The 22,378-nt window shown below is 63.8% G+C and carries 22 protein-coding genes; 9 read left to right on the forward strand and 13 right to left on the reverse strand.

Annotation, left to right across the window (positions count from 1 at the left end; translation table 11 throughout):
* On the forward strand, nucleotides 1-462 hold a 462-nt coding region (locus A5906_RS44475; protein ID WP_245326750.1), incomplete at its 5' end, for a molybdate ABC transporter substrate-binding protein.
* Between the two features lie 9 nt (nucleotides 463-471).
* Here the strand turns inward: A5906_RS44475 and A5906_RS15510 are convergent.
* The 4 genes from A5906_RS15510 to A5906_RS15525 form a co-directional block, all read right to left on the reverse strand.
* On the reverse strand, nucleotides 472-1,278 hold the full coding sequence (locus tag A5906_RS15510) for an SDR family NAD(P)-dependent oxidoreductase (RefSeq protein WP_080136262.1): 807 nt from the start codon (nucleotides 1,276-1,278) through the stop codon (nucleotides 472-474).
* Between the two features lie 78 nt (nucleotides 1,279-1,356).
* Complete coding sequence (locus A5906_RS15515; RefSeq protein ID WP_080136263.1) at nucleotides 1,357-2,649, reverse strand: TRAP transporter large permease; 1,293 nt, start codon at nucleotides 2,647-2,649, stop codon at nucleotides 1,357-1,359.
* The gene (locus A5906_RS15520) at nucleotides 2,640-3,191 is read right to left on the reverse strand and encodes a TRAP transporter small permease (protein WP_080136264.1); all 552 of its coding nucleotides are present in this window, start codon (nucleotides 3,189-3,191) and stop codon (nucleotides 2,640-2,642) included. Before A5906_RS15520 ends, A5906_RS15515 begins: the two co-directional genes overlap by 10 nt.
* A 64-nt stretch (nucleotides 3,192-3,255) precedes the next feature.
* Nucleotides 3,256-4,227, reverse strand: coding sequence for a TRAP transporter substrate-binding protein (locus A5906_RS15525; RefSeq protein ID WP_080136265.1), 972 nt, complete (start codon nucleotides 4,225-4,227; stop codon nucleotides 3,256-3,258).
* A 294-nt stretch (nucleotides 4,228-4,521) separates the two neighbouring features.
* Here A5906_RS15525 and A5906_RS15530 point away from each other — a divergent pair, with 294 nt between their 5' ends.
* Nucleotides 4,522-5,298, forward strand: a complete 777-nt coding sequence (locus tag A5906_RS15530) for a cyclase family protein (protein ID WP_080136547.1) — start codon at nucleotides 4,522-4,524, stop codon at nucleotides 5,296-5,298.
* Between the two features lie 54 nt (nucleotides 5,299-5,352).
* Here the strand turns inward: A5906_RS15530 and A5906_RS15535 are convergent, their stop codons facing one another.
* Both A5906_RS15535 and A5906_RS15540 read right to left on the reverse strand, forming a co-directional pair.
* Nucleotides 5,353-6,081 carry a Crp/Fnr family transcriptional regulator gene (locus A5906_RS15535; protein WP_080136266.1) on the reverse strand — a complete coding sequence of 243 codons (729 nt, stop codon included), beginning with the start codon at nucleotides 6,079-6,081 and terminating at the stop codon, nucleotides 5,353-5,355.
* Between the two features lie 481 nt (nucleotides 6,082-6,562).
* Nucleotides 6,563-7,276: a Crp/Fnr family transcriptional regulator gene (locus A5906_RS15540; protein WP_080136267.1), complete on the reverse strand. Its 714-nt coding sequence runs from the start codon at nucleotides 7,274-7,276 to the stop codon at nucleotides 6,563-6,565.
* 158 nt (nucleotides 7,277-7,434) lie between these two features.
* Here A5906_RS15540 and A5906_RS15545 point away from each other — a divergent pair, with 158 nt between their 5' ends.
* Nucleotides 7,435-7,752 carry a c-type cytochrome gene (locus tag A5906_RS15545; protein ID WP_080136268.1) on the forward strand — a complete coding sequence of 106 codons (318 nt, stop codon included), beginning with the start codon at nucleotides 7,435-7,437 and terminating at the stop codon, nucleotides 7,750-7,752.
* A 6-nt stretch (nucleotides 7,753-7,758) separates the two neighbouring features.
* Here the strand turns inward: A5906_RS15545 and A5906_RS15550 are convergent, their stop codons facing one another.
* The 3 genes from A5906_RS15550 to A5906_RS15560 are packed head-to-tail and all read right to left on the reverse strand — an operon-like array spanning nucleotide 7,759 to nucleotide 10,772.
* Entirely contained in the window at nucleotides 7,759-8,862 is a 1,104-nt protein-coding gene (locus tag A5906_RS15550; protein ID WP_080136269.1) for an ABC-type transport auxiliary lipoprotein family protein, read from the reverse strand.
* Between the two features lie 3 nt (nucleotides 8,863-8,865).
* A complete protein-coding gene (locus A5906_RS15555) occupies nucleotides 8,866-9,633 on the reverse strand; it encodes an ABC transporter ATP-binding protein (protein WP_080136270.1) in 768 nt (255 codons plus the stop codon).
* A gap of 2 nt (nucleotides 9,634-9,635) precedes the next feature.
* Entirely contained in the window at nucleotides 9,636-10,772 is a 1,137-nt protein-coding gene (locus tag A5906_RS15560) for an ABC transporter permease (protein WP_080136271.1), read from the reverse strand.
* Nucleotides 10,773-10,946: 174 nt separating this feature from the next.
* Between A5906_RS15560 and A5906_RS15565 the strand changes: the two genes are divergently transcribed.
* Entirely contained in the window at nucleotides 10,947-11,222 is a 276-nt protein-coding gene (locus A5906_RS15565; RefSeq protein ID WP_080136548.1) for a hypothetical protein, read from the forward strand.
* On the forward strand, nucleotides 11,223-11,705 hold the full coding sequence (locus tag A5906_RS15570) for a phage holin family protein (protein WP_080136272.1): 483 nt from the start codon (nucleotides 11,223-11,225) through the stop codon (nucleotides 11,703-11,705).
* 110 nt (nucleotides 11,706-11,815) lie between these two features.
* Here A5906_RS15570 and A5906_RS15575 read toward each other — a convergent pair whose 3' ends face one another.
* Complete coding sequence (locus A5906_RS15575; RefSeq protein WP_080136273.1) at nucleotides 11,816-14,509, reverse strand: bifunctional acetate--CoA ligase family protein/GNAT family N-acetyltransferase; 2,694 nt, start codon at nucleotides 14,507-14,509, stop codon at nucleotides 11,816-11,818.
* Between the two features lie 70 nt (nucleotides 14,510-14,579).
* Nucleotides 14,580-15,413 (reverse strand): universal stress protein, encoded by an 834-nt coding sequence (locus A5906_RS15580; RefSeq protein WP_080136274.1) that lies wholly within the window; start codon nucleotides 15,411-15,413, stop codon nucleotides 14,580-14,582.
* Nucleotides 15,414-15,586: 173 nt separating this feature from the next.
* Between A5906_RS15580 and A5906_RS15585 the strand changes: the two genes are divergently transcribed.
* The 3 genes from A5906_RS15585 to A5906_RS15595 are packed head-to-tail and all read left to right on the forward strand — an operon-like array spanning nucleotide 15,587 to nucleotide 19,112.
* Complete coding sequence (locus A5906_RS15585; RefSeq protein WP_080136275.1) at nucleotides 15,587-16,570, forward strand: zinc-dependent alcohol dehydrogenase family protein; 984 nt, start codon at nucleotides 15,587-15,589, stop codon at nucleotides 16,568-16,570.
* Nucleotides 16,571-16,594: 24 nt separating this feature from the next.
* On the forward strand, nucleotides 16,595-18,112 hold the full coding sequence (locus A5906_RS15590) for a bifunctional aminoglycoside phosphotransferase/ATP-binding protein (RefSeq protein ID WP_080136276.1): 1,518 nt from the start codon (nucleotides 16,595-16,597) through the stop codon (nucleotides 18,110-18,112).
* Between the two features lie 25 nt (nucleotides 18,113-18,137).
* A complete protein-coding gene (locus tag A5906_RS15595; RefSeq protein ID WP_080136277.1) occupies nucleotides 18,138-19,112 on the forward strand; it encodes a CHAD domain-containing protein in 975 nt (324 codons plus the stop codon).
* On the opposite strand, the gene A5906_RS15600 is transcribed toward A5906_RS15595, so the two are convergent.
* Entirely contained in the window at nucleotides 19,109-20,944 is a 1,836-nt protein-coding gene (locus tag A5906_RS15600) for a PHA/PHB synthase family protein (RefSeq protein WP_080136278.1), read from the reverse strand. The two genes, A5906_RS15595 and A5906_RS15600, sit on opposite strands and share 4 nt — an antisense overlap.
* A 210-nt stretch (nucleotides 20,945-21,154) precedes the next feature.
* On the opposite strand from A5906_RS15600, the gene A5906_RS15605 reads away from it, so the two are divergent.
* Nucleotides 21,155-21,883: a CBS domain-containing protein gene (locus A5906_RS15605; protein ID WP_080136279.1), complete on the forward strand. Its 729-nt coding sequence runs from the start codon at nucleotides 21,155-21,157 to the stop codon at nucleotides 21,881-21,883.
* A 28-nt stretch (nucleotides 21,884-21,911) separates the two neighbouring features.
* Here A5906_RS15605 and A5906_RS15610 read toward each other — a convergent pair whose 3' ends face one another.
* A complete protein-coding gene (locus tag A5906_RS15610) occupies nucleotides 21,912-22,370 on the reverse strand; it encodes a RidA family protein (protein WP_080136549.1) in 459 nt (152 codons plus the stop codon).
* Between the last annotated feature and the right edge of the window lie 8 nt (nucleotides 22,371-22,378).

Consider the following 22,378-nt stretch of genomic DNA (forward strand, 5'->3'; position numbering starts at 1 on the left):
GGGGTCGAGACCGCGCTGGCAGTCCGCAGCCGCGATCCCAGGGTGACGGTAAAGAGCGAAGCCGATTTGCGCGAGGTGGTGCGTTCCGCGGACGCCATCTACGTTCCGGACACGAAGGCATCGACCGCGGGACAACATTTCGCAAGAGTGCTGGATCAGCTCGGCATCGCCTATGAGGTTGCCTCACGCCTCAAAATCTATCCGAATGGCGCGACTGCGATGCGGGAGCTTGCAGCCTCCACTGCACAAAGGCCGATCGGATGCACCCAGGCCACCGAGATCATTGGCACCGACGGCATCGCGCTATCGGGCGCGTTGCCGTCAGGCTGCGAGCTCGTGACGATGTACACGGCCGGCGTGACCACGCGGGCCACGCATCCGGATGAAGCAGCTGCACTGGTCAGGCTTCTGACTGGCGCAGATCACAGGGAACTGCGTCAGCGCGTTGGCTTTGCCAGCTAGACGCCCAACCTATTTGTGCAACTGGGTGAGACCGGTCGGCGGCCCGTCGACCGCAGTCCAGCCGCCATCAACGAAAAGCGTGCTGCCGCTGACATAGCTTGCGGCATCTGAGGCGAGATAGGCCACGGCGGTCGCGACCTCGTCCGCGCTGCTCCAGCGGTTGAACACGGTGTGGCCGGCGTAGAGATCATAGATGTCGGGACGCTGCTTGAACGGGCCGGTCAGCGCGGTTTCCGCAATGCTCGGCGCGATCGCGTTGACGCGCACACCGGCATGGCCGACTTCGGACGCAAAACCCTTCACCAAGAGGCCGATCGCCGCCTTGGTGGAGCCGTAGACGCCAAGGCCCGGCTCGATCGTCACCGCGCGCACCGAGGAGCAGGCGATGATGCTGCCGCCCTTTTGTTCGACCATGATGCGGCCGAAGGCCTGAAAGAACCAGACCGTGCCCTTGACGTTGAGGTTGAGGACGCGATCGAGATCCTCCTCGGTGTAGTCGAAGATGGTCTTGCGGATGTTGAGCCCGGGCGTGGTCACGGCGATGTCGAGCCGCGGAAATTTCTGCATCACGGTCTTGCCGAGCGCGTTGACGTCCGCGGCACTCGCAGCGTCGCAGCTGGCTGCTTCCGCCCAGCCACCCTTCTCGCGAATGACGGCGGCGGTCGCCTCCGCTGCATCAAACGCGCGATCGGCGCAGACAACACGGGCGCCTAACCCTGCCAGCGCTTCGGCCGACGATTTGCCGATCCCTGAGGCGGCGCCGAGCACCACGGCCGTCTTGCCGGTGAGATCGAAGAGCTTGCGATAGTCGGTCACGGACAGATTCTCCCTGTTGTCGTGACGCAAACTACGCAAGGCCAGTGCGCCGGCCAAGGGCCGGCGCACGCACGGCAGCTATCCCTTGTATCCCATCAAGAGACGCGGCAGCCACAGCGAGAAGGCGGGAACGTAGGTGACGAACATCAGCGCTGCGATCAGCGCGGCATAGAACGGCAGGATGGTGCGCATCACTGCGCCCACCGAGATGCCGCCGATGGCGCATCCGACGAACTGCGTCGTACCGACCGGCGGGGTGTTCAGCCCCAGCGCGCAGTTGATCAGCATCAGCATGCCGAATTGCACCGGATCCATGCCCGCCTTCATCGCAATCGGCAGGAAGATCGGAGTGCAGATCAGGATGGTCGCCGCCATATCCATGAACGTACCGAGCACGAACAGGATGACGTTGATGAGCAGGAAGATCATCCACGGCTGCGTGGACACCTTGCTCATGAGGTCGCCGGCAAAGTCGGCCACCTCATAGAGACCCATCAGGTACTGGAACATGGTGGAGACGCCGATCAACAGCAGCACCACACCCGTCGTCTTCACCGCCTTGGCCGCGGCTCGCAGGAAGTTCTGCAGGGTCATGGTGCGGTAGATGAAGAAAGTCAGCAGGATCGTGTAGGTGACCGCGACCGCCGCGGATTCCGTGGCTGTAAAGACGCCGGACAGTATGCCCGCCAGGATGATGCCGACGATGAGAAGGCCGGGCAACGCGGCCGCGAGCGACCGGAACACTTCGGCCCAGCCCGGGAACTTGCCGGCCGGATAGCCGCGCTTCACCGCGACCGCGTAGGCGGCGACCAGCATGCAGACCATCAGTACCAGCGCCGGCAGGAGACCGGCTGCGATCAGCGCGCCGATCGAGACCTTGCCGCCGGCGGCGAGCGCATAAATGATCATGTTATGGCTGGTCGGCATCAAGGCTCCCACCAGCGAGGCGTGGGTGGTGACGTTGACGGCGTAGTCGGTGTCGAACCCCTCTTTTTTCATCATCGGTATCATCACCGCCCCCATCGCCGACACGTCGGCCACGGGCGAGCCGGAGACGCCGCCGAACAGCGTGCAGGCGACCACGTTCGACATGCCAAGGCCGCCGCGGATGTGCCCGACGAGATTCTTGGCGAGCTTCACGATCTTGTCGGCGACGCCGCCATGCAGCATCAGCTCGCCACTGAAGACGAAGAACGGGATCGCGAGGAAGGAGAAGATGTTCATCCCCGACATCATCTGCTGGAAGATGACGGCGACCGGCAGGCCTTCATAGAGGATGGTGCAGATCGCCGACAGGCCGATCGCGAAGGCGACCGGGACGCCGAGGATCAGGAAGCCGAAGAAGGTGGCGCCGAGGATGATCAGTTCCATGAGGGGACGACCTCTTCGCCGCGCAGGAGAGCAATGATGTGCTCGATGGAAAAGGAGACGATCAGGATGCCGGAGGCGATCAGCGGCACGTAACGGATGACTTCGGGAAGCCCGAGATTGGGGATCTTCACGGTCCCGACCGATGCGCCGAGGATCCAGCCGTTATAGGCCATCGCAATGCCGAACACGGCCACGAGAACGTGGATCACGATCTCGATCTTCTCGCGCACCTGATCCGGAAGCATGACCAGCAGACTGTCCATCCCGATGTGGCCGGCATCGCGCACGCCGACGGCGGCGCCGATCAGCGTGACGTACAGAATGAGGACGAGCGCGAGGTTCTCGGTCCAGGTCGGACTAGAGTTGAGCACGTAACGTCCGAACACCTGGTAGAACACGATGGTGACGATGACGAGCAGTCCCGTCACCGACAGATACATGCCAAGGCGCGCGATGGGTGCATTGATCCGCGACAGCAGGCCGGTGGACGGACGTCCGGTGACCGCTTCCTGCTCGTGATCTGCGACGTGTGGGTCTGTCATCCCGCGCCTCCTCGCGAGGGTCCGGTGTCACCTTGCAGGGACCCGGACCCGATGCGCCGTGCTCTTACTTCGTGTCCTGGATACGCTTGACGAGGCTCTGCAGCTTCTCGTCACCGGCGAACTTCTGGTACACCGGCTTCATCGCATCGACGAACTCCTGCTTGTTGGCGACGGTTACGACCTGGACGCCGGCCGCCTCGACGGTCTTACGGGAGGCCTGCTCGCGCTCGTCCCAGAGCTTGCGCATGACCGGGACCGATTCCTTGGCTGCCTTGCGGACCATCGCCTGATCCTCCTTGCTCAGCGTGTCCCAAACCTTCTTGGACATCACGAGAACCTCGGGCGCCAACGAGTGCTCGGTGACGTTGTAGAACTTAGCCGCCTCGAAGTGACGCGAGGATTCGTAGGAGGGCCAGTTGTTCTCGGCAGCGTCCACGAGACCTGTCTTGAGCGCGGTGTAGACCTCGCCATAGGGCATCGGCGTCGGATTGGCACCGAGGCTCTGGATCATGCCGACCCAGAGATCGGACTGCTGGACGCGGATCTTCAGACCCTTGAGGTCGGCGAGCGACTTGACCGGGGCCTTGACGGTGTAGATCGACCGGGCGCCGCTGTCGTAATAGGCGAGGCCGACCAGGCCCGCGGGCTCCATCGCCGCCAGGATCTCGTCGCCGATCGGCCCGTCAAGGACAGTGCGCATATGCTGCGTGTCGCGGAAGACGAAAGGCAGGCACAGGGCGATGGTTTCGGGCACGAAATTGTTCAGCGGCGATGCGTTTATCCGCATCATGTCGAGCGCGCCGATCTTGAGCTGCTCGATGGTGTCCTTCTCGGAGCCCAGGGCGCCGTTCGGGAACACCTTCACGCCGAGCTTGCCGCCGCTCGCCGTCGCGAGCTGCTTGCCCATGAACTTGACGGCCTCAACGGTCGGATAATCGGCGGGATGGATGTCGGCGGAACGGAAATCGCGTGCAGTCGCCAGCGGCGCTGAGACCGCCAGCACAGCGGCTGCGATGATACCGGTGAGTGTCTTCATCTGGGCTTCCTCCTGAGGTGATTATATCGTTGTCGGGCAGGCAGCGGGCCGTCTTGGGTCGCTCCACTTCAGGTGTGAAGTCAAGCGCCATTGTCGTCCCTAGGGCGGGCGGCATTCTCTGTCCAAGCCAAATCCGGCATCGATCAATGCAAGAGTTGCATCGATCAATTTCTGGCGCAATTCGCCCTATGGTGGGTAAGCGGGCTGGCTCGACGTCTCCTGAGCGTGACTTGACGCCTCCGGTGGAGGCCCCTCAAGATGTTCGAAACAGCGGATCATCTCGAGGGAATGCCCATGCCGCGGAAGCTGATCGATATTTCCGTGCCACTCAGAAACGACGTGACGTCCGATCCGCCGGGCAATCACCCGACCATCACCTATATCGATCACCAGCAGGGCCTGCCGCGCATGCTCCAGTTCTTCGACGGCCTCAAGGCGGAAGACCTGCCGGATAGCCAAGGCTGGGCCGTCGAACAGGTCTCGCTGTCGACGCACAACGGCACGCATCTCGACGCGCCCTGGCATTTTCATCCGACGATGAATCGCGGAGAGCGGTCATGGACCATCGACGAGGTGCCGCTGGAGTGGTGCCTTCAGCCCGGCGTGAAGCTCGACTTCCGGCATCTGCCCGATGGTTACGTTGTAACTGCCGGCGACGTCGAGACGGAGCTCAAGCGCATCGGGCACACGCTGTCGCCATTGGAGATCGTCGTCGTCAACACCAGCGCCGGCGCCAGATTCGGCGAGGCCAGTTACGTCAACTCCGGTTGCGGCATGGGCTATGAGGCCACCATGTATCTGCTCGAACGCGGCGTGCGGCTGACCGGCACCGATGGCTGGAGCTGGGACGCGCCATTCGTTTACACCGCAAAGAGATATGCCGAGACCAAGGACGCCGGCCTGATCTGGGAAGGCCACAAGGCGGGCCGGCACATCGGCTATTGCCACCTCGAGAAGCTGCACAATCTCGATCAATTGCCTTCGACCGGGTTCACCGTCTCGTGCTTCCCAGTGAAGATCGAACGTGCCTCCGCGGGCTGGACCCGCGCCGTCGCCATCATCGACAACTGATCTTTTCGGAAAACCGCTTCACACTCTTCCGGATCATGCTCTAGACGCGACGCATCACTCGCCGTCGAGACCGCTCTCGGCGAGTTCGCGCAACGCGTCGGTGTCGAGCACCACGATGGCACCATGCTCGAGACGAACCCAGTTGCGTCCGGCCCAGGCGCGCAATTGCTTGTTGATGCTCTCACGCGTCATGCCCACCATCTCGCTGATCTCCTGCTGGGTGATGGCGAGCGTGCCGCTGCCGGAGTCGAGCTTGCGCTCCTCGGTGAGGCCGAGCAGTGCGCTCGCCAGCCGCCCAGGGAGATTTTGCAGGATCACCTGCTCGACCTGTTGGCTGGTCCAGCGCAGGCGCGCGCAGAGCAGTTCGATGAACTTCATCGCCAGAGCCGGCTGGCTCTTCACGAACGGCAGGAAGTCGCGGCGGTCGATGATGTAGAGCTCGCAATTAGTGTTGGCGGTCGCATCCGCCGAACGCGGCGCACCGTCGAGAACCGCGATCTCGCCAAAGATTTCTCCAGGGCCGATCAGATTGAGAATCGCATTTCGTCCATCGGGCGATGAGGAGGATATCTTCACTGTCCCGGCGATCACCGCGAACAGATTGTTGCCGGGGTCGCCCTTGGCGGCGATCGTCGCACCGCGCTTCACCGTGGTGTGCTTGGCATAGCGGCAAAGCTGATCAAGCGCCTCCGGCTCCAGATCCGCAAAGATCGGGTGCTTGCGCAGGACCGATAATTTGTTGCCCGCCGATTGTCGGGGGTCGCCGGTCTTGTCCTGAGGCACGCCGCTGGGCTCCTAAGACTGCGAGGCACTGGAGTTCCTGCGTAGTCAGTGTTGCCCGGCTTTTCAACCGGAAAGCACGCGTGCGGATTGAGGCAAATGCGGCGAAATTGCTCCGGCGCGGCCCGCAGGCGACATCCGAAGGATGCGCCAATGCGTTCGGGTCGATGCAGAGTTGCAGACGCCGCAGGTCGCGTTGCGGCGCTGCTGAACGGGCCAGCCGGTCGAGAATCGACCGCGCGTGTATCAAATGGGACCTGTGATCAGGAGTTTCAGCGCTTGGAATCGATCCGGCCTTCGCTGGTTTGCCGGTCCGCCCACGCCAAGGCCGCCGCGAAAGTGACGAAGATCGCCACGACGACAATGGTCATCAGCAACGCGTCAGTCGGCATCATGCTCCTCCCTGATTGTTTGAGGGCATTATTTGCGGCAGATGCCCGGCGTCATTGATCGGGATCAAAAACCGGGCGTCGCGGAAGGGCTGTCAGGCTGCGGCGAGGGCCTCGACGCGTGCCGGGTCGAGCAGACTGATGCCGCCGTGAATGATCTCGATCGCGCCGTGGCGTTCGAGCTTGGTGAACGTGCGGCTGACGGTTTCGATGGTCAGGCCAAGGTAGTCGGCGATGTCCTGGCGGCTCATCGGAAGTGGAACCGTGTCAGACGGCCCTTTGGGCGCCGGCTGTCGTTCGCGCCAAACAAGCAGGAAAGCCGCGACCTTTTCGTCCGCCGAGCGGCGCCCGAGCAGGACCATGTGGTCACGAGCCTGGCTCAACTCGCGAATGGCCAGCTCGTTGATCCGCCTGAGCAGTTGCGGACGGTCTTCGACGAAACGGCCGAAGGGCGCTTTTGCGAACTGGCATACGGTCACCGCGCCGATTGCATCGGCCGAAAAATTGTGACGGCCGGACAGATTCATCCCGAGGAAATCGCCGGGTAAAGCGAAACCCACGATCTGCCGCCGGCCGTCGGGCAGCAGCTTGTACAGCCGCATGACACCCTCAAGCACGTTATAGAACGAGGTCGTGATGTCCTCCTCGGAGAACACGGTCTCGCCCGAAGAAAAATGGACACGGCGTCCGAGATGCTCGAACTCCCCGAGTTCGGCCGGATCCAGCGACGAACAAACCGCCGATGCGCGTACGCCGCAGTCGCTGCAGAAATGCCCGTTCGGCTCAATCGTGACCACGGAAGGCTTCATCCACCGCTCCTAGCGTGGGTCCAGCTCCGGCCCCCGGCCGAGTCCGCCACGCGCGGCTGCATTTTACTGCTCCGCTACAAACGCGATTGACCCAGATCAATTTTGGCAACCCTCCCCCCTCTATTCTGCGCCAACAGTTCGACCGGACCCTGCCTTCCATGTTTCAGAACGCTCTCCGCCATGGCCTGTTTGGCCTGCTTTTGATGACGCCTGCGCTGGCAGCCCCCACCGCTGAACAGCGCGGTAAGGTCTTTGCGCGGACCAATTGCGCGCGCTGCCACGCGATCGACCGCGTCTCCAAGAGCCCGCTCAAGGTCGCACCCCCGCTACGCAGCCTGCACCGGCGCTATCCGATCGAGACCCTTGGCGAGGCGCTGGCGGAAGGCATCTACACCGGCCATGCCGACATGCCCGCCTTCGAGCTCAGCCCGGACCAGATCCACGATCTGCTGTCCTACCTTAAGACGCTCGAATAGCTGGCCTTAGACCGCCTGCACCGTCCAGCCGATCAGCTCCTTGGCGATACGGGCAAAAGCCGCATCGAACGCCGCAACGGCAGCCGCCGGCTCGACCTTGTCGAGCTTCTCGCTGGTCTCAATGATGCGGGACGAAACCACCTTGCCGTTCTTGTCGACGATCCGCGCCGAAAGGGCGATCTCGACCCGCGTCTCGCCCTCCGTGGCAATCCGGAAGCGCCTGATGTCGATCAGAAGCTGGTAGTCCGCCTGCCCGAGATCGCTCGTGCGCAGCGGCGCATGAGCGATGTCGTAATTCTCAAAACTGTCGATCAGCCGCGCCTGCACGAGCTTTGGGATGCTGTCGGCCCAGAGGAAATCGGCAAAGCCAGGGTTGTCGCCCACGGGGGAGAACAACATGCGCTGGGTCTGCAGCATCGCGACCGCGGTCGGCTCGGGAATGGCCAGCGACGCGGAGAGCGTCTTGCCGGCCGGCCCGAGATTCTGCGGCGTGCGCAGGTCGTAGGTGATCTTCTGCGCCGGCGCCCCGCCGCCGGTCATCTTCTCGAGGCCCGCCAAAATGCCGTCGATCTTGCCGGTATTGCGCGCGAGCCCGTCGGAGAATGTCTTGAGATTGGCGATGGTGTCCTTCAGCGGACCGGAATTGTCCTCCAGCACGGTGTCGACCCGCCGCAACGCGTCGCGTGCGGCCTGCGTCATGCTCTGCCCTGCGCCAGCCTCGGCGATTAAATTCAGGGGCTCGCCGGATTTGGCGACGATCATGCCGCCCTCAAGCGTTACCACCGGTACGCCGGTCAGGCCCTGGAAATCGAGCCCGACCCTGGTGTCGGCGCGCACAGGCGTCGTTGAGGCAACCGAGATCGTCGCGTTGACGAAGCGCGGATTATCCGGCGCGAGCCCGAGCTGGGTCACCTCGCCAACGCGGATGCCGTTGAACAGCACGCCGGCGCCGACCAAGAGACCCGGCACCGGTCCCTGGAATTGCACATGGTAGTTCGTGCGCGGCCCGATGCCGCCGGTGTTGTTCAGCCAATAGACGAAGCCGAACACCGCGACAATCGCGGCCATCACGAAGCTGCCGATCAGCACGTAGGGAGCGCGCGTTTCCATGTCTCATCTCATCTCGTGTTGCAGCATCTGCGAGCGCTTGCCGTGGAAATAGGCGCGCACCCAGGGATGCTCGGATTGCAGAAGTTCGCGCATCGGCCCGATGGCGACGATCTTGCCGTCGGCAAGCGCGGCGACCCGATCGCAGACCGTGGTAAGGCTGGCAAGATCGTGGGTGACCATGAACACGGTCAGCCCCAGGGTCCTTTGCAGGGTCCTGATCAGCGCGTCGAAATCGCCGGCGGCGATCGGATCGAGGCCGGACGTCGGCTCATCCAGGAACAGGATCGGCGGATCGAGCGCCAGCGCGCGCGCCAGTGCCACGCGCTTGGTCATGCCGCCCGACAGCTCCGCCGGATATTTGTCGGCATCCTGCGCCCGCAATCCGACCATCTCGAGCTTGGCAATCGCGATCTCGTCCATCAGCTCTTGCGACAGGACGAGATTTTCGCGCAGCGGAAACTGGACGTTCTGACGGACCGTCAGCGAGGAGAAAAGCGCACCCTGCTGGAACAGGATGCCCCAGGTCGTGGCCGCGCCTTGCGTGCGGCCGCCGATCGGTCGTTCCATGACCTCGATCGCGCCGCTCCAGCGCGGGATGAGGCCGATGATGGTCCGCATCAGCACCGACTTGCCGCCGCCGGAGGCGCCCACCAGCCCGAGGATCTCGCCCCGTCGCACGTCGAGCGACAGATGGTCGAGCACGGTCTGGCGGCCGAAACCGACCACGAGGTCTCGAACCCGGATCGCGAACTCCTCCTGCTGCTCGTCCACCGTCACATTCCGATCGAGGCAAAGAAGATCGCGAACAAGCCGTCGAGCACGATCACCAGGAAGATCGACTTCACCACCGACGTCGTCGTCTGCCGTCCGAGCGACTCGGCGCTGCCCTTGACGCGCAGGCCCTCGCTGCAGGCGACGATCCCGATCACCAGCGCCATGAACGGCGCCTTCAGGATGCCCACCTCGAAATGGGTGACGGAAATGGCCTCATGCAGCCGTGCGACGTAGATCGCCGGTCCCATGTCGCCATAGAACTGCGCGACAAGGCCGCCGCCATAGAGTGCCGCAATCGACCCGACGAAGGCCAGGATCGGCAACGCGATGACCAGAGCCGCAACGCGGGGCAGGATCAGGACGTCGACGGGATCGAGCCCCATGGTCGAGAGCGCGTCAATCTCCTCGCGCATCTTCATTGAGCCGAGCTCGGCAGTGTAGGCGCTTCCCGAACGTCCCGCGACCATGATGGCGACGATCAAAACGCCGAGCTCGCGCAGCACCAGGATGCCAACCATGTCGACGGTGTAGGATTCAGCGCCGAACCTGCGGAAATGGAAGAAGCCCTGCTGCGCGATGATGGCGCCGATCAGAAACGTGATCAGAACAATGATGGGAATCGCCTGCCAGCCGATGCGGTAGAGCTGGTAGACCAGCGATGTCAGCCGCAGCGTACGCGGCCGGCGAAGCGCGCCGACGATGGACATGAACAAGGCGCCGAGCATTTGAAGAAAGATCGTGATGTCTTCGCGCGCGCCGAGGGTAGACTTGCCGAGATCGCCGAGCCTGAGCAGGACCGGGTTGGGTGCAGCCGCCGGCGCCGGTGTGTGGCGATTGACCTGGCGCACCTCGTCCAGGAGACCGCTGAAATGGTCGGCGACACCGACGAATTCGGCCGATCTGCCGGATGAGGCGGCTCTGCGCGACAGCTTCTCCAGGACCCAGGCGCCGAGCGTATCCAGCGCGCTGACGCCCGACATATCCAGGGTCACAACCCGCGACCGATCGACCTCGGCTCCGACCGACCGGGACAGAGTTTCGAGCGTCGTCACATTCGCTGCGGTCCAGGGCCCTTCCGGGCGCAATTTCAGCGCATCGCCAGAGGGCGTTGCCAGCAACAGCGGTTCGGAGTTCACGCTTCCACCTCGTCGGGACAATCGGTCCCCATTCAGCCGCTACTTCTAGGCCGGCGTGTGGCGGCCGGTTTGACCTGTCTCAAGCGCAGGGCCTACCCGCGTCTTGACGCAGGTCAAGCGTGGCCGTGCCGGCGGGCCCTAGGGTTCGCTTCATTCAATGGAGACATGAAATCCATGTTCGACAGTGACAGGATGAGCGAAGAACTGCGATCGTTGAAGGTGGACGTCACGCGCCTCTTGAGCACCGCCGGCGAGGAGATGTTCGACAGCTCGAAAGAGCGAGCCGAAGCTCTGGCCGATCAGATCAAGGCCGCGCTCGCCGAACTCGGCGAGACCGTCAGCGACGAGCAGGAGCAGCTTCAGGGCCTCATCGCGGAGCGCCCGATGACGTCGCTCGCCTCCGCCTTCGCGCTCGGGGTGGTGGTCGGCTTCATGCTGAGGAGGCACTAGGTGAACAGCGAGAATGTGGTCAAACATCTGCGCCTGCTGTGGCGTACCGACAGGATCATCGCGGACATCAGGCTGCGCCACCTCCTGACGGGAATCTGCCTGCGGGCCTTTGCGGCGTTGATCGCGGCGTTCGGGCTGCTGATGCTGGAACTGTCGGCCTATTTCGCGCTGGTCCAGATCTGGAGCGCTATTGCCGCGGCCGCCATTCTCGGCGCCGTCAATTTTGCCATCGCCGCGGTCCTCTTCATCATTGCCGGCCGTGCTCCGTCCGGCCGCGACATCGAGCTCGCCAATGAAATCCACGGCGCGTCCATCGAGGCCCTTCAGCTCGAGGCACGCGCTCTTCAGGCGCAGGTGTCGGGCGCGGTGCAGCATCCGCTGAGCACGATCGTGCCGGTGCTGGTGCCCCTGATCGCGATTATCGTCAAGTCTTTGCGAACCAAGAATTCCGCTCCCGCAAGTTCGGCTGAAGCACCTTCCTAAAGCGCGATGAGATTTGGCTGAGTCGTCGTCGCGCTTTGGGTTGTTGTTTGCGCATGATCTTTCCGGAAAACCGCTCCGCACTTTTCCGGATCATGCCTTAGCAGGCGCGCTCAGAGCTTCAGCCGGACGTCGCAGATATCGGGCTCAGTTGGATCCGGCTTGACCTCGAAACCGAGCTGCCGGCACATCTCGAGCATCGCGGTATTCTCCTGAAGCACGTCGCCCGAGATCGCCTTCAGCCCTTCCGACCTCGCGTAGTTGATGATCAACTGCATCAGGGCCCATCCGAGCCCCCTGCCCTTGAGATCGGACCTCAGCAGGATCGCATATTCGCCGCTTTCGTAGATCGAGTCCGAATGGAGCCGGACGACGCCGACCATCTCGCCGGTCGTCTCGTCGAGCGCGATGAAAGCCATCGCGCGCGCATAGTCGAGCTGGGTGAGCCGTGCGATGAATTCGTGGGTGAACTCCTTCATCGGCGCGAAGAAGCGCAAGCGAAGGTCGTGAGGCGTCACGTGGCGCAGGAACTCATGGATGGTCGGCTCGTCCTCGGGACGCAACGGCCGCACAAAGATCCGCCAGCCGTCCTTGAGTTCGAGACGACGCTCCCATTGAGACGGATAGGCGCGAACAGCGAAATTGGCGGGGCCTGAGCCCGCAAGTTTTCGCTGTGAAGGCCCCACGGCGACGCGGGCATCGACCGCCGTCACGCCGGTCTCATCCGCAAGCAGCGGGTTGATGTCGAATTCGCGAATCTCCGGGATATCGGCCGCCATCTGCGCAAGCTTGACCAGCACCATGGCGACTGCGTCCTGCTTGACGGCAGGCACGTCCCGATAGGCACGCAGCAGACGCGAGACTCGCGTGCGATCGATCAAATCACGGGCGAGCTGCAGATCGAGCGGCGGCAGTGCCAGCGCCTTGTCGTTGATGATCTCCACCGCCGTCCCGCCCCGGCCAAACACCACAACGGTGCCGAACGTAGGATCGTCGGCAACGCCGAGGATCAGTTCACGCGCCTTCGCCTTGACGACCATCGCCTGGACGATGACGCCGCCGATGCGGGCCTCGGGCCGCAGCTTCCTGGTCCGGGCGAGAATATCGGCCGCAGCCGCTCGCACAGCGTCCGGCGTCGTCAGATTGAGCACGACGCCGCCGACATCGGATTTGTGCACGATGTCGCGCGACATGATCTTCAGCACGACGGTCCCGCCTTGTGCAAATATCTCGTTCGCGCAGGCCGCCGCCTGCTCGACATCAGCAGCGGCATAGGTCGGCACCATCGCGATGTCGTAGGCTTCGAGCAGGTGCTTGATCTCGACAGGCTCGAGCCATTTGCGGCCATCGGCGATGGCTGCGGCGACGATCTGTCTGGCAGCACGGGCGTCGGGCACGAAAGTGTCGGGCATCGTGGGAGGAACCTGGCTCAGCTCCTCGACCACCTCACGATGCCGGACCAGATGCATGAAACCGCGCACGGCATCGTCCTCGGTCGGATAGTTTGGAATGCCCGCGCCGGAGAGCGTCTGGATGATTGCCTGATCGGCCCCCACCCAGGCGGCCAACACGGGCTTTGCCCAACCGCGGTGCCGCTCGCGATATTTTGCGACAAGATCCGTTACGGTCGCCGCGATGTCGGCAGCCGAGGCGATCGCCGTCTGCACGTTGAGGACGAGAACTGCGTCATTGCCGGTGTCGGCCAGCAGCGCCTCGAGCGCGGCCGCATAGCGCGATGCATCGGCATCACCGACGATATCGACGGGATTGGCGCCGGACCAGGTCGACGGCAGCACATCATCGAGTTTCTTGCGGGCGTCCGCCGAGATCGACGCCGGAATCCCGCCAAGCTCGACCAGGCGATCGACGGCGAGGACGCCGATGCCGCCGCCATTGGTGAGGATGGCCAGCCGCTTTCCGGTCGGCGACTCAACGCGGCCGAGCGTCTCGGCGCAATCGAACAGCTCGCGCAGATCGGAGACCCGCAAGACGCCCGCGCGGCGGAACGCCGCGTCATAGACGGCGTCCGCGCCTGCAAGCGCCCCCGTGTGGGTCGCGGCCGCCTTGGCTCCTTGCGCCATGCGGCCTGATTTCACCACGACAACCGGCTTGACCCGCGCCGCTGCGCGGGCCGCCGACATGAACTTGCGCGCGTCCTTTATAGACTCGATATAGAGCAGGATCGCGCGGGTCTTGTGATCCAATGCGAAATAGTCGAGCAGATCGGCAATGTCGACGTCGATCTGATCACCGATCGAGACGATACCGGAGAAGCCGACACCGCGCTGCGCGGCCCAATCTACCATGCCGGCGGCGATCGCGCCGGATTGCGAAATCAGCGCGAGATTCCCCGCTCCCGGCATGTGCGCGGCAAAACTGGCGTTGAGACTCACGCCGGGCATCATGATGCCGAGACAGTTCGGTCCGATCAGCCGCATGCCGTATTTGCCGGCCGCGGCGATTGCGGCCTCATGCAGCGATCCTGGCCCGTGCCCCAAGCCGGCCGAGACGATCAGCGCGCCCGCCGAGCCGAGCCGGCCGGCCTGATCGATGATGCCCGGAACCTCTCGCGCCGGTGCGGTGATGACCACCAGTTCGGGCACGAAGCCCAGCTTGTCCAGGCTGGCGACCGCGGCGACACCGCCAATTTCCCTATGGCGCAGGTTCACCAGGCCGACCTGCCCCTTGAAGTCGGCCTTGTGAATGTTTTCCAGAACGGCGCGGCCGACTGACACCGGACGAGCGCTGGCCCCGACGAGCGCGACCGAGCGGGGCGACAGCAGATTCTTCAGGCGATAGGTGGACATGACAGCAAATGCGCCCGGTCGGTGGCGGTTCCGATGGTCGAGAGATCAGGCCGGAAAGTCAGCACCGGGCCTAGTGTGAGATCATAACCCAGCACGGTGGCTGGCCAATGACGGTCTTTGTCACACCGCCCCAGACGACCTCGTTCAGACGTGAATGATGGTAGGCTCCCATCACAATCGCATCGATGGCATTGGAATTCGCCCAACTTCCGAGCACCTTGCCGATCGAGCTGCCGCCCCCGTTGGCCGTTTCGAACGAGGCGTGGACACCGTGTTCCCTCAAATGCTCGACGAGCGAGGCTCCGGACCGTGCGATCTCGTCAGTCTTGTCGTCTGCCACGGTCACCACGCGGACCGAGGCGGCAGCCTGGAGGATCGGCATCGCGTCCCCGACCGCCCGCGCCGCGCGCGCTGAGTGATCCCAAGCAATCATGACGTTCTCGAATTCCGGTCGCAACCCGTCCACATGCTGTTCCGGGCAAAGCAATAATGGTCGCCCGGATTCGAACAAGAGCGTTTCGATGATGCGCTCGGTTCGGCTGTCGTGCGGCTTCACAGGGACCAGGGTGAGATCGCTGAAGCGCGCATGCTCTGCCAGGATCGACGCGATCTGATCCGCCGGCACCTTGCCCGAGCGGCTTTGGGACCGAATGTTGGCGCGAGACGCCGCACCGGCGAAGGCATCCAGTAGACGTTGCATGTCGCCCGCTCCAGAAGTCGCCTCGGCGGCGCCGGGATCGTCGGGGAGCAGCACCTTCGGTCGCACGAAAAGATCTTCCTCGAGCGCAAGGGCGGTGATCCTGGCACCAAGATCGGCGGCGACAGAAACGCATTTCTCGATTGCGGCGAGGGCGGGCCCTCGCGGCTGGCCGACAAGCGGCAGAAAGACATCCTTAACGGGCATCGGGATTCTCCTTGGCTGCCAGAATAGGCCGGCTTTAGTTAGGATGCTTGATCCTCGTCAAGCCGGGGGAACTGCCAGCCGGGCAACGGTAAGCATTGACGAAAGTCAAGGACTGGCCGTGCACTGCCATTCTATGGATAGTTCGATCGGAGCGGTTCGCCCCGGAGAGACTGATGCGTGCGATGGTGTTGGCGGCCCCGCGAGCGCGGCTCCGGATGGAGGAACGCCCCGATCCAGTGCCCGGCGAAGGCCAGATCCGGGTCAGGGTCAGCGCATGCGGCGTCTGCCGGACCGATCTTCATGTCGTCGATGCCGAGCTGCCCGACGTCCGCTATCCCATCGTGCCCGGACATGAGATCGTCGGCCGCGTCGATGCCGTCGGCCCGAATGTCGCAACGCATGCGCTTGGGGACCGGGTCGGCATTCCCTGGCTCGCTTTCACCTGTGGAAGCTGCCGGTTTTGCCGGGAGGGCATGGAGAACCTCTGCGACCGCCCGCTCTTCACCGGCTATACAAGGGACGGCGGTTACGCAACGCATGTGGTCGCCGACGCGCGCTACGCCTTTCCGATGGGCGAGGCCGGCGACGACGTGGCTCTCGCCCCTCTGCTCTGTGCAGGCCTGATTGGCTGGCGTTCGCTGGTCCTGGCCGGCGAGGCCAAGCGGCTCGGCATCTACGGCTTCGGCGCTGCCGGCCACATCGTCGCGCAAGTGGCGATCTGGCAGGAGCGATCGGTCCATGCATTTACGCGGCGCGGAGATGTGGCCGCTCAGGACCTTGCCCGCCAGCTCGGCGCGGTCTGGGCCGGGCCTTCGGACGAAACGCCGGGCACGCCACTCGACGCGGCCATCATCTACGCCCCTGCCGGCGAGCTCGTGCCGGTCGCGTTGCGCGCCGTTCGCAAGGGCGGCCGCGTCGTGTGCGCCGGCATCCATATGAGCGATATTCCGAGCTTCTCGTACGATCTCCTTTGGCAGGAACGGCAGTTGATCTCCGTTGCCAATCTCACCCGACAGGACGGTCTCGATTTTCTAAGCATCGCGCCGCAAGCCGGTGTGCGCACCGAAACGACCGCGTTCCCGCTCGATCAGGCCAATGAGGTCCTGGACATGCTCCGGAATGGACAAATTCTCGGCGCGGCCGTGCTGAAGCCTTGACCGCATCTTGGGACACCAGCTTCGATGACAGACGAAACGGCGGCCCAGGAACGAATCTTCGCGGCGCTCTGCGCGCATCCCGGCGTGACGCGGATCGATACGCATGCTGCTTCGGTCTTTCTCGACGGGACGCGCGCGCTGAAAATCAAGCGTGCCGTGCGTTTTCCGTTCCTCGACTATTCGACACTCGAGAAACGCAAGACGGCCTGCGAGGAAGAGATCAGGATTAACCGGCCGCTGGCGCCGCAGATCTATCATCGCGTCGTGGCGATCACCGAGGCGACCGACGGATCGCTGACGGTCGACGGCAGCGGCCGGCCGGTCGAGTATGCGGTCGATATGTCCCGCTTCGACGAAAGCCGGACGCTGGATCATCTGGCGAAGGCCGGCCCGCTCGATGCGAACCTCGCCTCGGCAACCGCCGACGCCATCGCGGCTTCGCACGCGGCCGCGCCCCGCGCCGACGGCGAGCCATGGGTCTCCTCCATCCCGGGCCTCATAGATGGAAACAGCTGCGGCTTGCGGAACGGCAATCATCTCGAGGCCGGGGTGATCGAGCAACTCGGCAAGGCCTCGCACGCGATGTTCCTGCGCCTTCGGCCGCTGCTCGAAGAGCGCGGGCGTCAGGGCTTCGTGCGCCGCTGCCACGGCGATTTGCATCTTGCAAACATCGTCTTGATCGGCGAACAGCCCGTCCTGTTCGACGCAATCGAGTTCGATGCACAGATGGCAACCGTCGATGTGCTCTACGATCTCGCATTCACCCTGATGGACCTGCTCAGCCATGACCAGGCCGCGGCAGCCAACATCGTGCTGAACCAGTATCTGACCGCGTCGGTCGAAACGCTCGACGCGCTCGCCACCTTGCCGTTGTTCATGTCGATTCGCGCGGCAATCCGGGCGCAAGTGGCGTTGGCGCGTCTGACGAGACCCGACGCAGACCGGAGCGGAATTCTCGGCGGAGCACGTCGTTATTTCGATCTGGCCCGGGCGCTGATCGTGCCCCCTGCCCCGCGGCTGATTGCGGTCGGAGGACTATCAGGCACCGGCAAGTCCGTCCTTGCCCGCTCCCTGGCGCCATACGTCGCGCCACAGCCAGGCGCCGTCGTGCTGCGCAGCGACGTCGTTCGCAAGCAGCTATTTCAGGTGGGACACACTGACCGGCTCCCACCGTCCACGTACCGGCCCGACGTCACGGCACGCGTCTACGAGCTGCTGGCGCAGCGTGCCCGACAGGCGCTGGCGCAAGGCCATTCCGTCATTGTCGATGCCGTCTTTGCGCGCGAATCCGAACGGGACGAACTGGCCGCTCTGGGGCGTGAATTCAACGTACCGTTGAGCGGGCTCTTCCTCGTCGCCGACCTCGCCACCCGTCAGGGCCGCATCGGCGGTCGCCAAGGCGATGCCTCCGACGCGACGCAGGAGGTTGCTGCGCAGCAAGAGCACTATAATATCGGTCACGTCGGTTGGGCGACCATCGATGCATCCGGCACACAGGAGCAGACGCTCCAAAGTTGCCGGGACGCGATCGCAAGGCAATAAGGCAATCTGATTGACGCGGGCAAGGATGGCGCGACCCACCACGAATTCGACGGCAGCCGCGCGCGCCAAGCCTGCGGCGCGGCGCAACGTCCTGCCCGGCCGTCTTAGCCCCGGCATGGCCTGCGACACTGCATTCCGGATCATCGCGCGCCGCCACCTCGACGCCGTCCTCGCCCAGCACGACGGCACGTGTCGAGGCGATCCCGACGCGCTGCACCAGATCCGCATCGCGCTGACGCATCTGCGCACGGCCATCCGCTTCTTCTCGCCGATGGACGACGACGCGCTTCGGCCGGATGTATGGGCCGAGCTGAAATGGCTGAACAGCCAGCTCGGCATGGTCCGGGACCTCGACGTCGCAATCGAGCGGGTCGTCGCCGAGAGCGGCAACGAGCTCGCCGTGGTCGCCGAACTCCAGCACTGGGACGAGAAACGCGCCGAGAGCCACCGCCTGCTCGCCCGCGCGCTGCAGTCCGCGCGCTTTCGGCGCCTGGTCGAGCACACCTCGGCCTGGATCGAGAGCGGCCCCTGGTCGACCCGGCGCAGCAAGGAGGCGGTCAGGTTACGCCGCTGCCCACTGGCCGACCACGCGACGGCCCGGCTGGCTGAATGGGAAGAGACCCTGCTCAAGAAAGCCCGAAAGCTGGGCAAGCTGGACGTCGAGAAGCGTCACAAGCTGCGGCTTCTCAACAAGCGGGTGACCTATTCGGTCGAGTCGCTCGCGGATCTGTTCGCCGACGAATCTTTGACGAAGCAGAAATCGATCCTCAAGCAATTGAGGAAGGCGCAAAAATCGCTTGGACAGTTGAACGACGACGCCCGTGGGCAGGCCCTCGCGGCGTCATTGAATGAAATTGTCCCCGAGGCAGGCATTCGTTTCCTCGACCGCAAGCGGGAAAAGAAGCTGCTGCGAGCCGCCTCGAAGGCCTACCGGAAACTGGACAAGGCCAAGCCGTTCCGCTCGTCAGACCTTGCGCCGAACGCGCAGCCTGAAGATTAGGTGTAGACGTAGTCGCCCGGCGCGTCGGGCAGTCCGTCAATGCCTCCACCGCCAATCGAGGGTGGACCGCATGGCGCGCCCGAGCGCGCCGCCAGCCATTGCGTCCATTCCGGCCACCACGATCCCTCGACATGCGGTGCCAGCTTCAGCCATTCGTCCGCGCCGACATAAGGCGCGTCCGCGGCCTTGGTCTTGACTTGATAGCTGTGCCAGGACTCGTCGGGGGGCGCGACGACACCGGCATTGTGACCGCCGCTGGTCAACAGGAACGTCACATCGGCATCGACCTGATAGTGGATCTTGTAGACGGATCGCCACGGCGCGACATGGTCGGCGAGCGTGCCGACGACGAACATCGGCGTGTGAATGTCGGAGAGCGAGACGCTCCCGCCCTCGACGCGATAGCGGCCTTCGGCCAGATCATTGTCGAGGAACAGCTTTCGCAGATACTCCGAGTGCATGCGATAAGGCAGCCGCGTGGCGTCGGCGTTCCAGGCCATCAGGTCGCTCGGCGGCGAGCCGTCGCCCATCAGATAGTCATGCGACAACCGTGACCAGATTAGCTCGTTGGAGCGCAGCAGCTGGAACGCGCCGGCCATCTGTGTGGTGTCGAGATAACCGCGCTGCCACATCATGTCTTCGAGGAAGGCGACCTGGCTCTCGTTGATGAAGAGCGTCAATTCGCCGGCCTCGGTGAAATCGGTCTGGGCAGCGAGGAGTGTGATGGTGGCGAGACGACTATCGCCATCGCGCGCCATGGCAGCGGCGGCGATCGACAGCAACGTACCGCCAAGACAGTAGCCGAGCGCATGGACCTTCCGACCCGGCACGATCTGGCCGACCATGTCCAGTGCGGCCATCACGCCCAGCTTGCGATAGTCGTCGAAGGCAACATCCCGATCGTTCGCATCCGGATTGCGCCAGGAGATCGCGAAGACGGTGAAACCTTGACCGGTCAGGTATTTGACCAGGGAATTCTGCGGCGACAGATCGAGGATGTAGTACTTCATGATCCAGGCCGGCACGATCAGGATCGGCTCCGGCCGCACCTGCGCAGTCGTCGGATGGTACTGGATCAGCTCCATCAGATCGTTGCGATAGACGACCTTGCCGGGCGAGGCCGCCACCGTCTTGCCGACGACAAACTGATCGTCGTCCGCCGGCTTCGCGGAGAACAGGCGCATCAGGTCGCTGCACCAGTTCTGCCAGCCGAACACATAATTCTCTCCGCCGCTCTGGAAGGCTTTTTCCAGAACCTGCGGATTGGTGGCCGCAAAGTTGGAGGGCGACAACATGTCCAGCATCTGGCGCATCGAGAATTCGACGATGGCTTCATTTGCGTGGGACACGCCCCGCACACCGGTCGTGGCATCGCGCCACCAGCGCTCGGTGAGCAGAAATGCCTGCGCAAGCAGATTGAACGGCGCGGTTTCCCATTGCCGGTCCTTGAAGCGGCGATCGCGTCCCTGCGGTTCGATCACGGACCACGGCTTTTGCGACGTCGCATGAACGGCAGCTTCCAAGAGTTGGCCGCTATCGCGAAGAACGTTGCGGAAAATTTCCATCTGGCGCTGTGGCGCCGCAGCAAGATGCGCGCCCCAATCGAGCCAGGCGAGCGACAAGGCCACCGGCGAAATCCCGCCCGTGAAACGGGCGAGCATGGCGTGATACGCGCGGTCGAAAGGATATGGCTCTGATACGGGCGGGGAATTGGCGATAACCAGCGTCTCTGAGACCCGCTTGGGAGTCGCGGCAGAAACCTCGGCGACCGGTTCGGCGGACGAAGCTGGCTGCGGCCCTTCGACCCGTGGAAATATCTTTACGACGCTCATGGCTGAATGGTCCTGCGGGCTTCTCATTTACGCCTGCAGCAAGGTATGGCGACGCTTCCGCCGCGCGTTGAGCTGCATCAAATCGCGGCACGGATCACAATTGCTCCATCGGGGAAAAGTGGTTTTGCGCGCTTGACCTGGGTCAAACCGCACCCCCGCGGTCGGGCTAGGTTTTGCGCATCGAAATTCGACATGCCAGCGGAGTTTTCCATGCGCGCCCATCAGATCATGACCCGGTCGGTCATCTCGGTCACCCCCGACACCAGCATCGTGGAGGCGGCGAACATCATGCTGAAGCGGCACGTCAGCGGCCTCACGGTGGTCGACAACACCGGCAGGCTGGTCGGCGTCGTCTCGGAAGGAGATTTCATCCGCCGCAGCGAAATCGGCACCGGGCGCAAGCGGGGTCGCTGGTTGCGGTTCATCCTGGGTCCGGGAACGTCGGCCAGGGACTTCGTCCAAGAACACGGCCGCAAGGTGTCCGAGGTGATGACCGCTTCGCCCGTGACCATCACCGAAGATACGGCGCTTGCGGAGATCGTCGATCTGATGGAGAGGAACAACGTAAAGCGCCTGCCGGTGGTGCGCGGCGACGTGGTCGTCGGGATCGTGTCCCGAGCTAATCTGCTGCAGGCGGTCGCAGGGCTCGCCCGCGAAGTGCCGGACCCCACCGCCGACGACGATCACATTCGTACCCGCATCATCGATACGATGGAGAAGAACGACTGGTGTCCGTTCGGTCTCAATGTCATCGTCCGCGACGGCATCGTTCACTTGAGCGGCGTCATCACCGAAGAGCGCGCGCGGCAGGCTGCGGTCGTCGCCGCCGAGAACGTCGAGGGCGTGAAGAAGGTGCACGACCATCTGTGCTGGGTCGACACCATGTCCGGCGTCTATCTGAACTCACCCGAGGACGATGATCTCGCCAAGGCAAGCTGACGAGGCAGACTGAAGGAGTGAGCGCGGCTCAGCGAGGGATGACGGCAGTCGCCTCGATCTCGACGCGAGCCGCCTTCTCGACAAGCCGCACGACCTGGACCAGTGCCATCGCCGGATAATGCGCCCCGAAGACTGCGCGATAGATCCTGCCGAGTTCCTTCAGATTCGCCAGGTATTCGTCCATGTCGACGACGTACCAGGTCAGGCGCACGAGGTGCTCAGGGTGTGCGCCGGCCTCATTCAGGATCGCGGCGATGTTGCTCAGAGCTTGGTGGACCTGCGCGACGAACCCATCGGCGAGCCGCTCATCGGCATCCCAGCCGATCACGCCACCGGTGACGACGATCCGCCCTTCGGCAGCCATGCCATTGGCATAGCCCTTCGGCATCGGCCAACCGGAGGGCTGGAGCACCTGCGCACCTTGGCGGGCATCCTTCTCGGCAGAGGTCGGCAGCACCGCAAGCTGCGGGCCTTTCGGAGTCGTCACGGACAATG

Origin of the sequence: Bradyrhizobium sacchari (genome assembly GCF_002068095.1) — a bacterium.
Classification (GTDB): Bacteria; Pseudomonadota; Alphaproteobacteria; order Rhizobiales; family Xanthobacteraceae; genus Bradyrhizobium; species Bradyrhizobium sacchari.

Bases quoted from the DNA above. Each gene is read 5' to 3' on its own strand.
- A5906_RS15600 (WP_080136278.1), bottom strand. From the start codon at position 20,944: ATGAGCGTCGTAAAGATATTTCCACGGGTCGAAGGGCCGCAGCCAGCT.
- A5906_RS15580 (WP_080136274.1), bottom strand. From the start codon at position 15,413: ATGCCCGTTAAGGATGTCTTTCTGCCGCTTGTCGGCCAGCCGCGAGGG.
- A5906_RS15525 (WP_080136265.1), bottom strand. From the start codon at position 4,227: ATGAAGACACTCACCGGTATCATCGCAGCCGCTGTGCTGGCGGTCTCA.
- A5906_RS15545 (WP_080136268.1), top strand. From the start codon at position 7,435: ATGTTTCAGAACGCTCTCCGCCATGGCCTGTTTGGCCTGCTTTTGATG.
- A5906_RS15575 (WP_080136273.1), bottom strand. From the start codon at position 14,509: ATGTCCACCTATCGCCTGAAGAATCTGCTGTCGCCCCGCTCGGTCGCG.
- A5906_RS15595 (WP_080136277.1), top strand. From the start codon at position 18,138: ATGGCGCGACCCACCACGAATTCGACGGCAGCCGCGCGCGCCAAGCCT.
- A5906_RS15530 (WP_080136547.1), top strand. From the start codon at position 4,522: ATGCCGCGGAAGCTGATCGATATTTCCGTGCCACTCAGAAACGACGTG.
- A5906_RS15550 (WP_080136269.1), bottom strand. From the start codon at position 8,862: ATGGAAACGCGCGCTCCCTACGTGCTGATCGGCAGCTTCGTGATGGCC.
- A5906_RS15540 (WP_080136267.1), bottom strand. From the start codon at position 7,276: ATGAAGCCTTCCGTGGTCACGATTGAGCCGAACGGGCATTTCTGCAGC.
- A5906_RS15590 (WP_080136276.1), top strand. From the start codon at position 16,595: ATGACAGACGAAACGGCGGCCCAGGAACGAATCTTCGCGGCGCTCTGC.
- A5906_RS15515 (WP_080136263.1), bottom strand. From the start codon at position 2,649: ATGGAACTGATCATCCTCGGCGCCACCTTCTTCGGCTTCCTGATCCTC.
- A5906_RS15585 (WP_080136275.1), top strand. From the start codon at position 15,587: ATGCGTGCGATGGTGTTGGCGGCCCCGCGAGCGCGGCTCCGGATGGAG.
- A5906_RS15565 (WP_080136548.1), top strand. From the start codon at position 10,947: ATGTTCGACAGTGACAGGATGAGCGAAGAACTGCGATCGTTGAAGGTG.
- A5906_RS15520 (WP_080136264.1), bottom strand. From the start codon at position 3,191: ATGACAGACCCACACGTCGCAGATCACGAGCAGGAAGCGGTCACCGGA.
- A5906_RS15605 (WP_080136279.1), top strand. From the start codon at position 21,155: ATGCGCGCCCATCAGATCATGACCCGGTCGGTCATCTCGGTCACCCCC.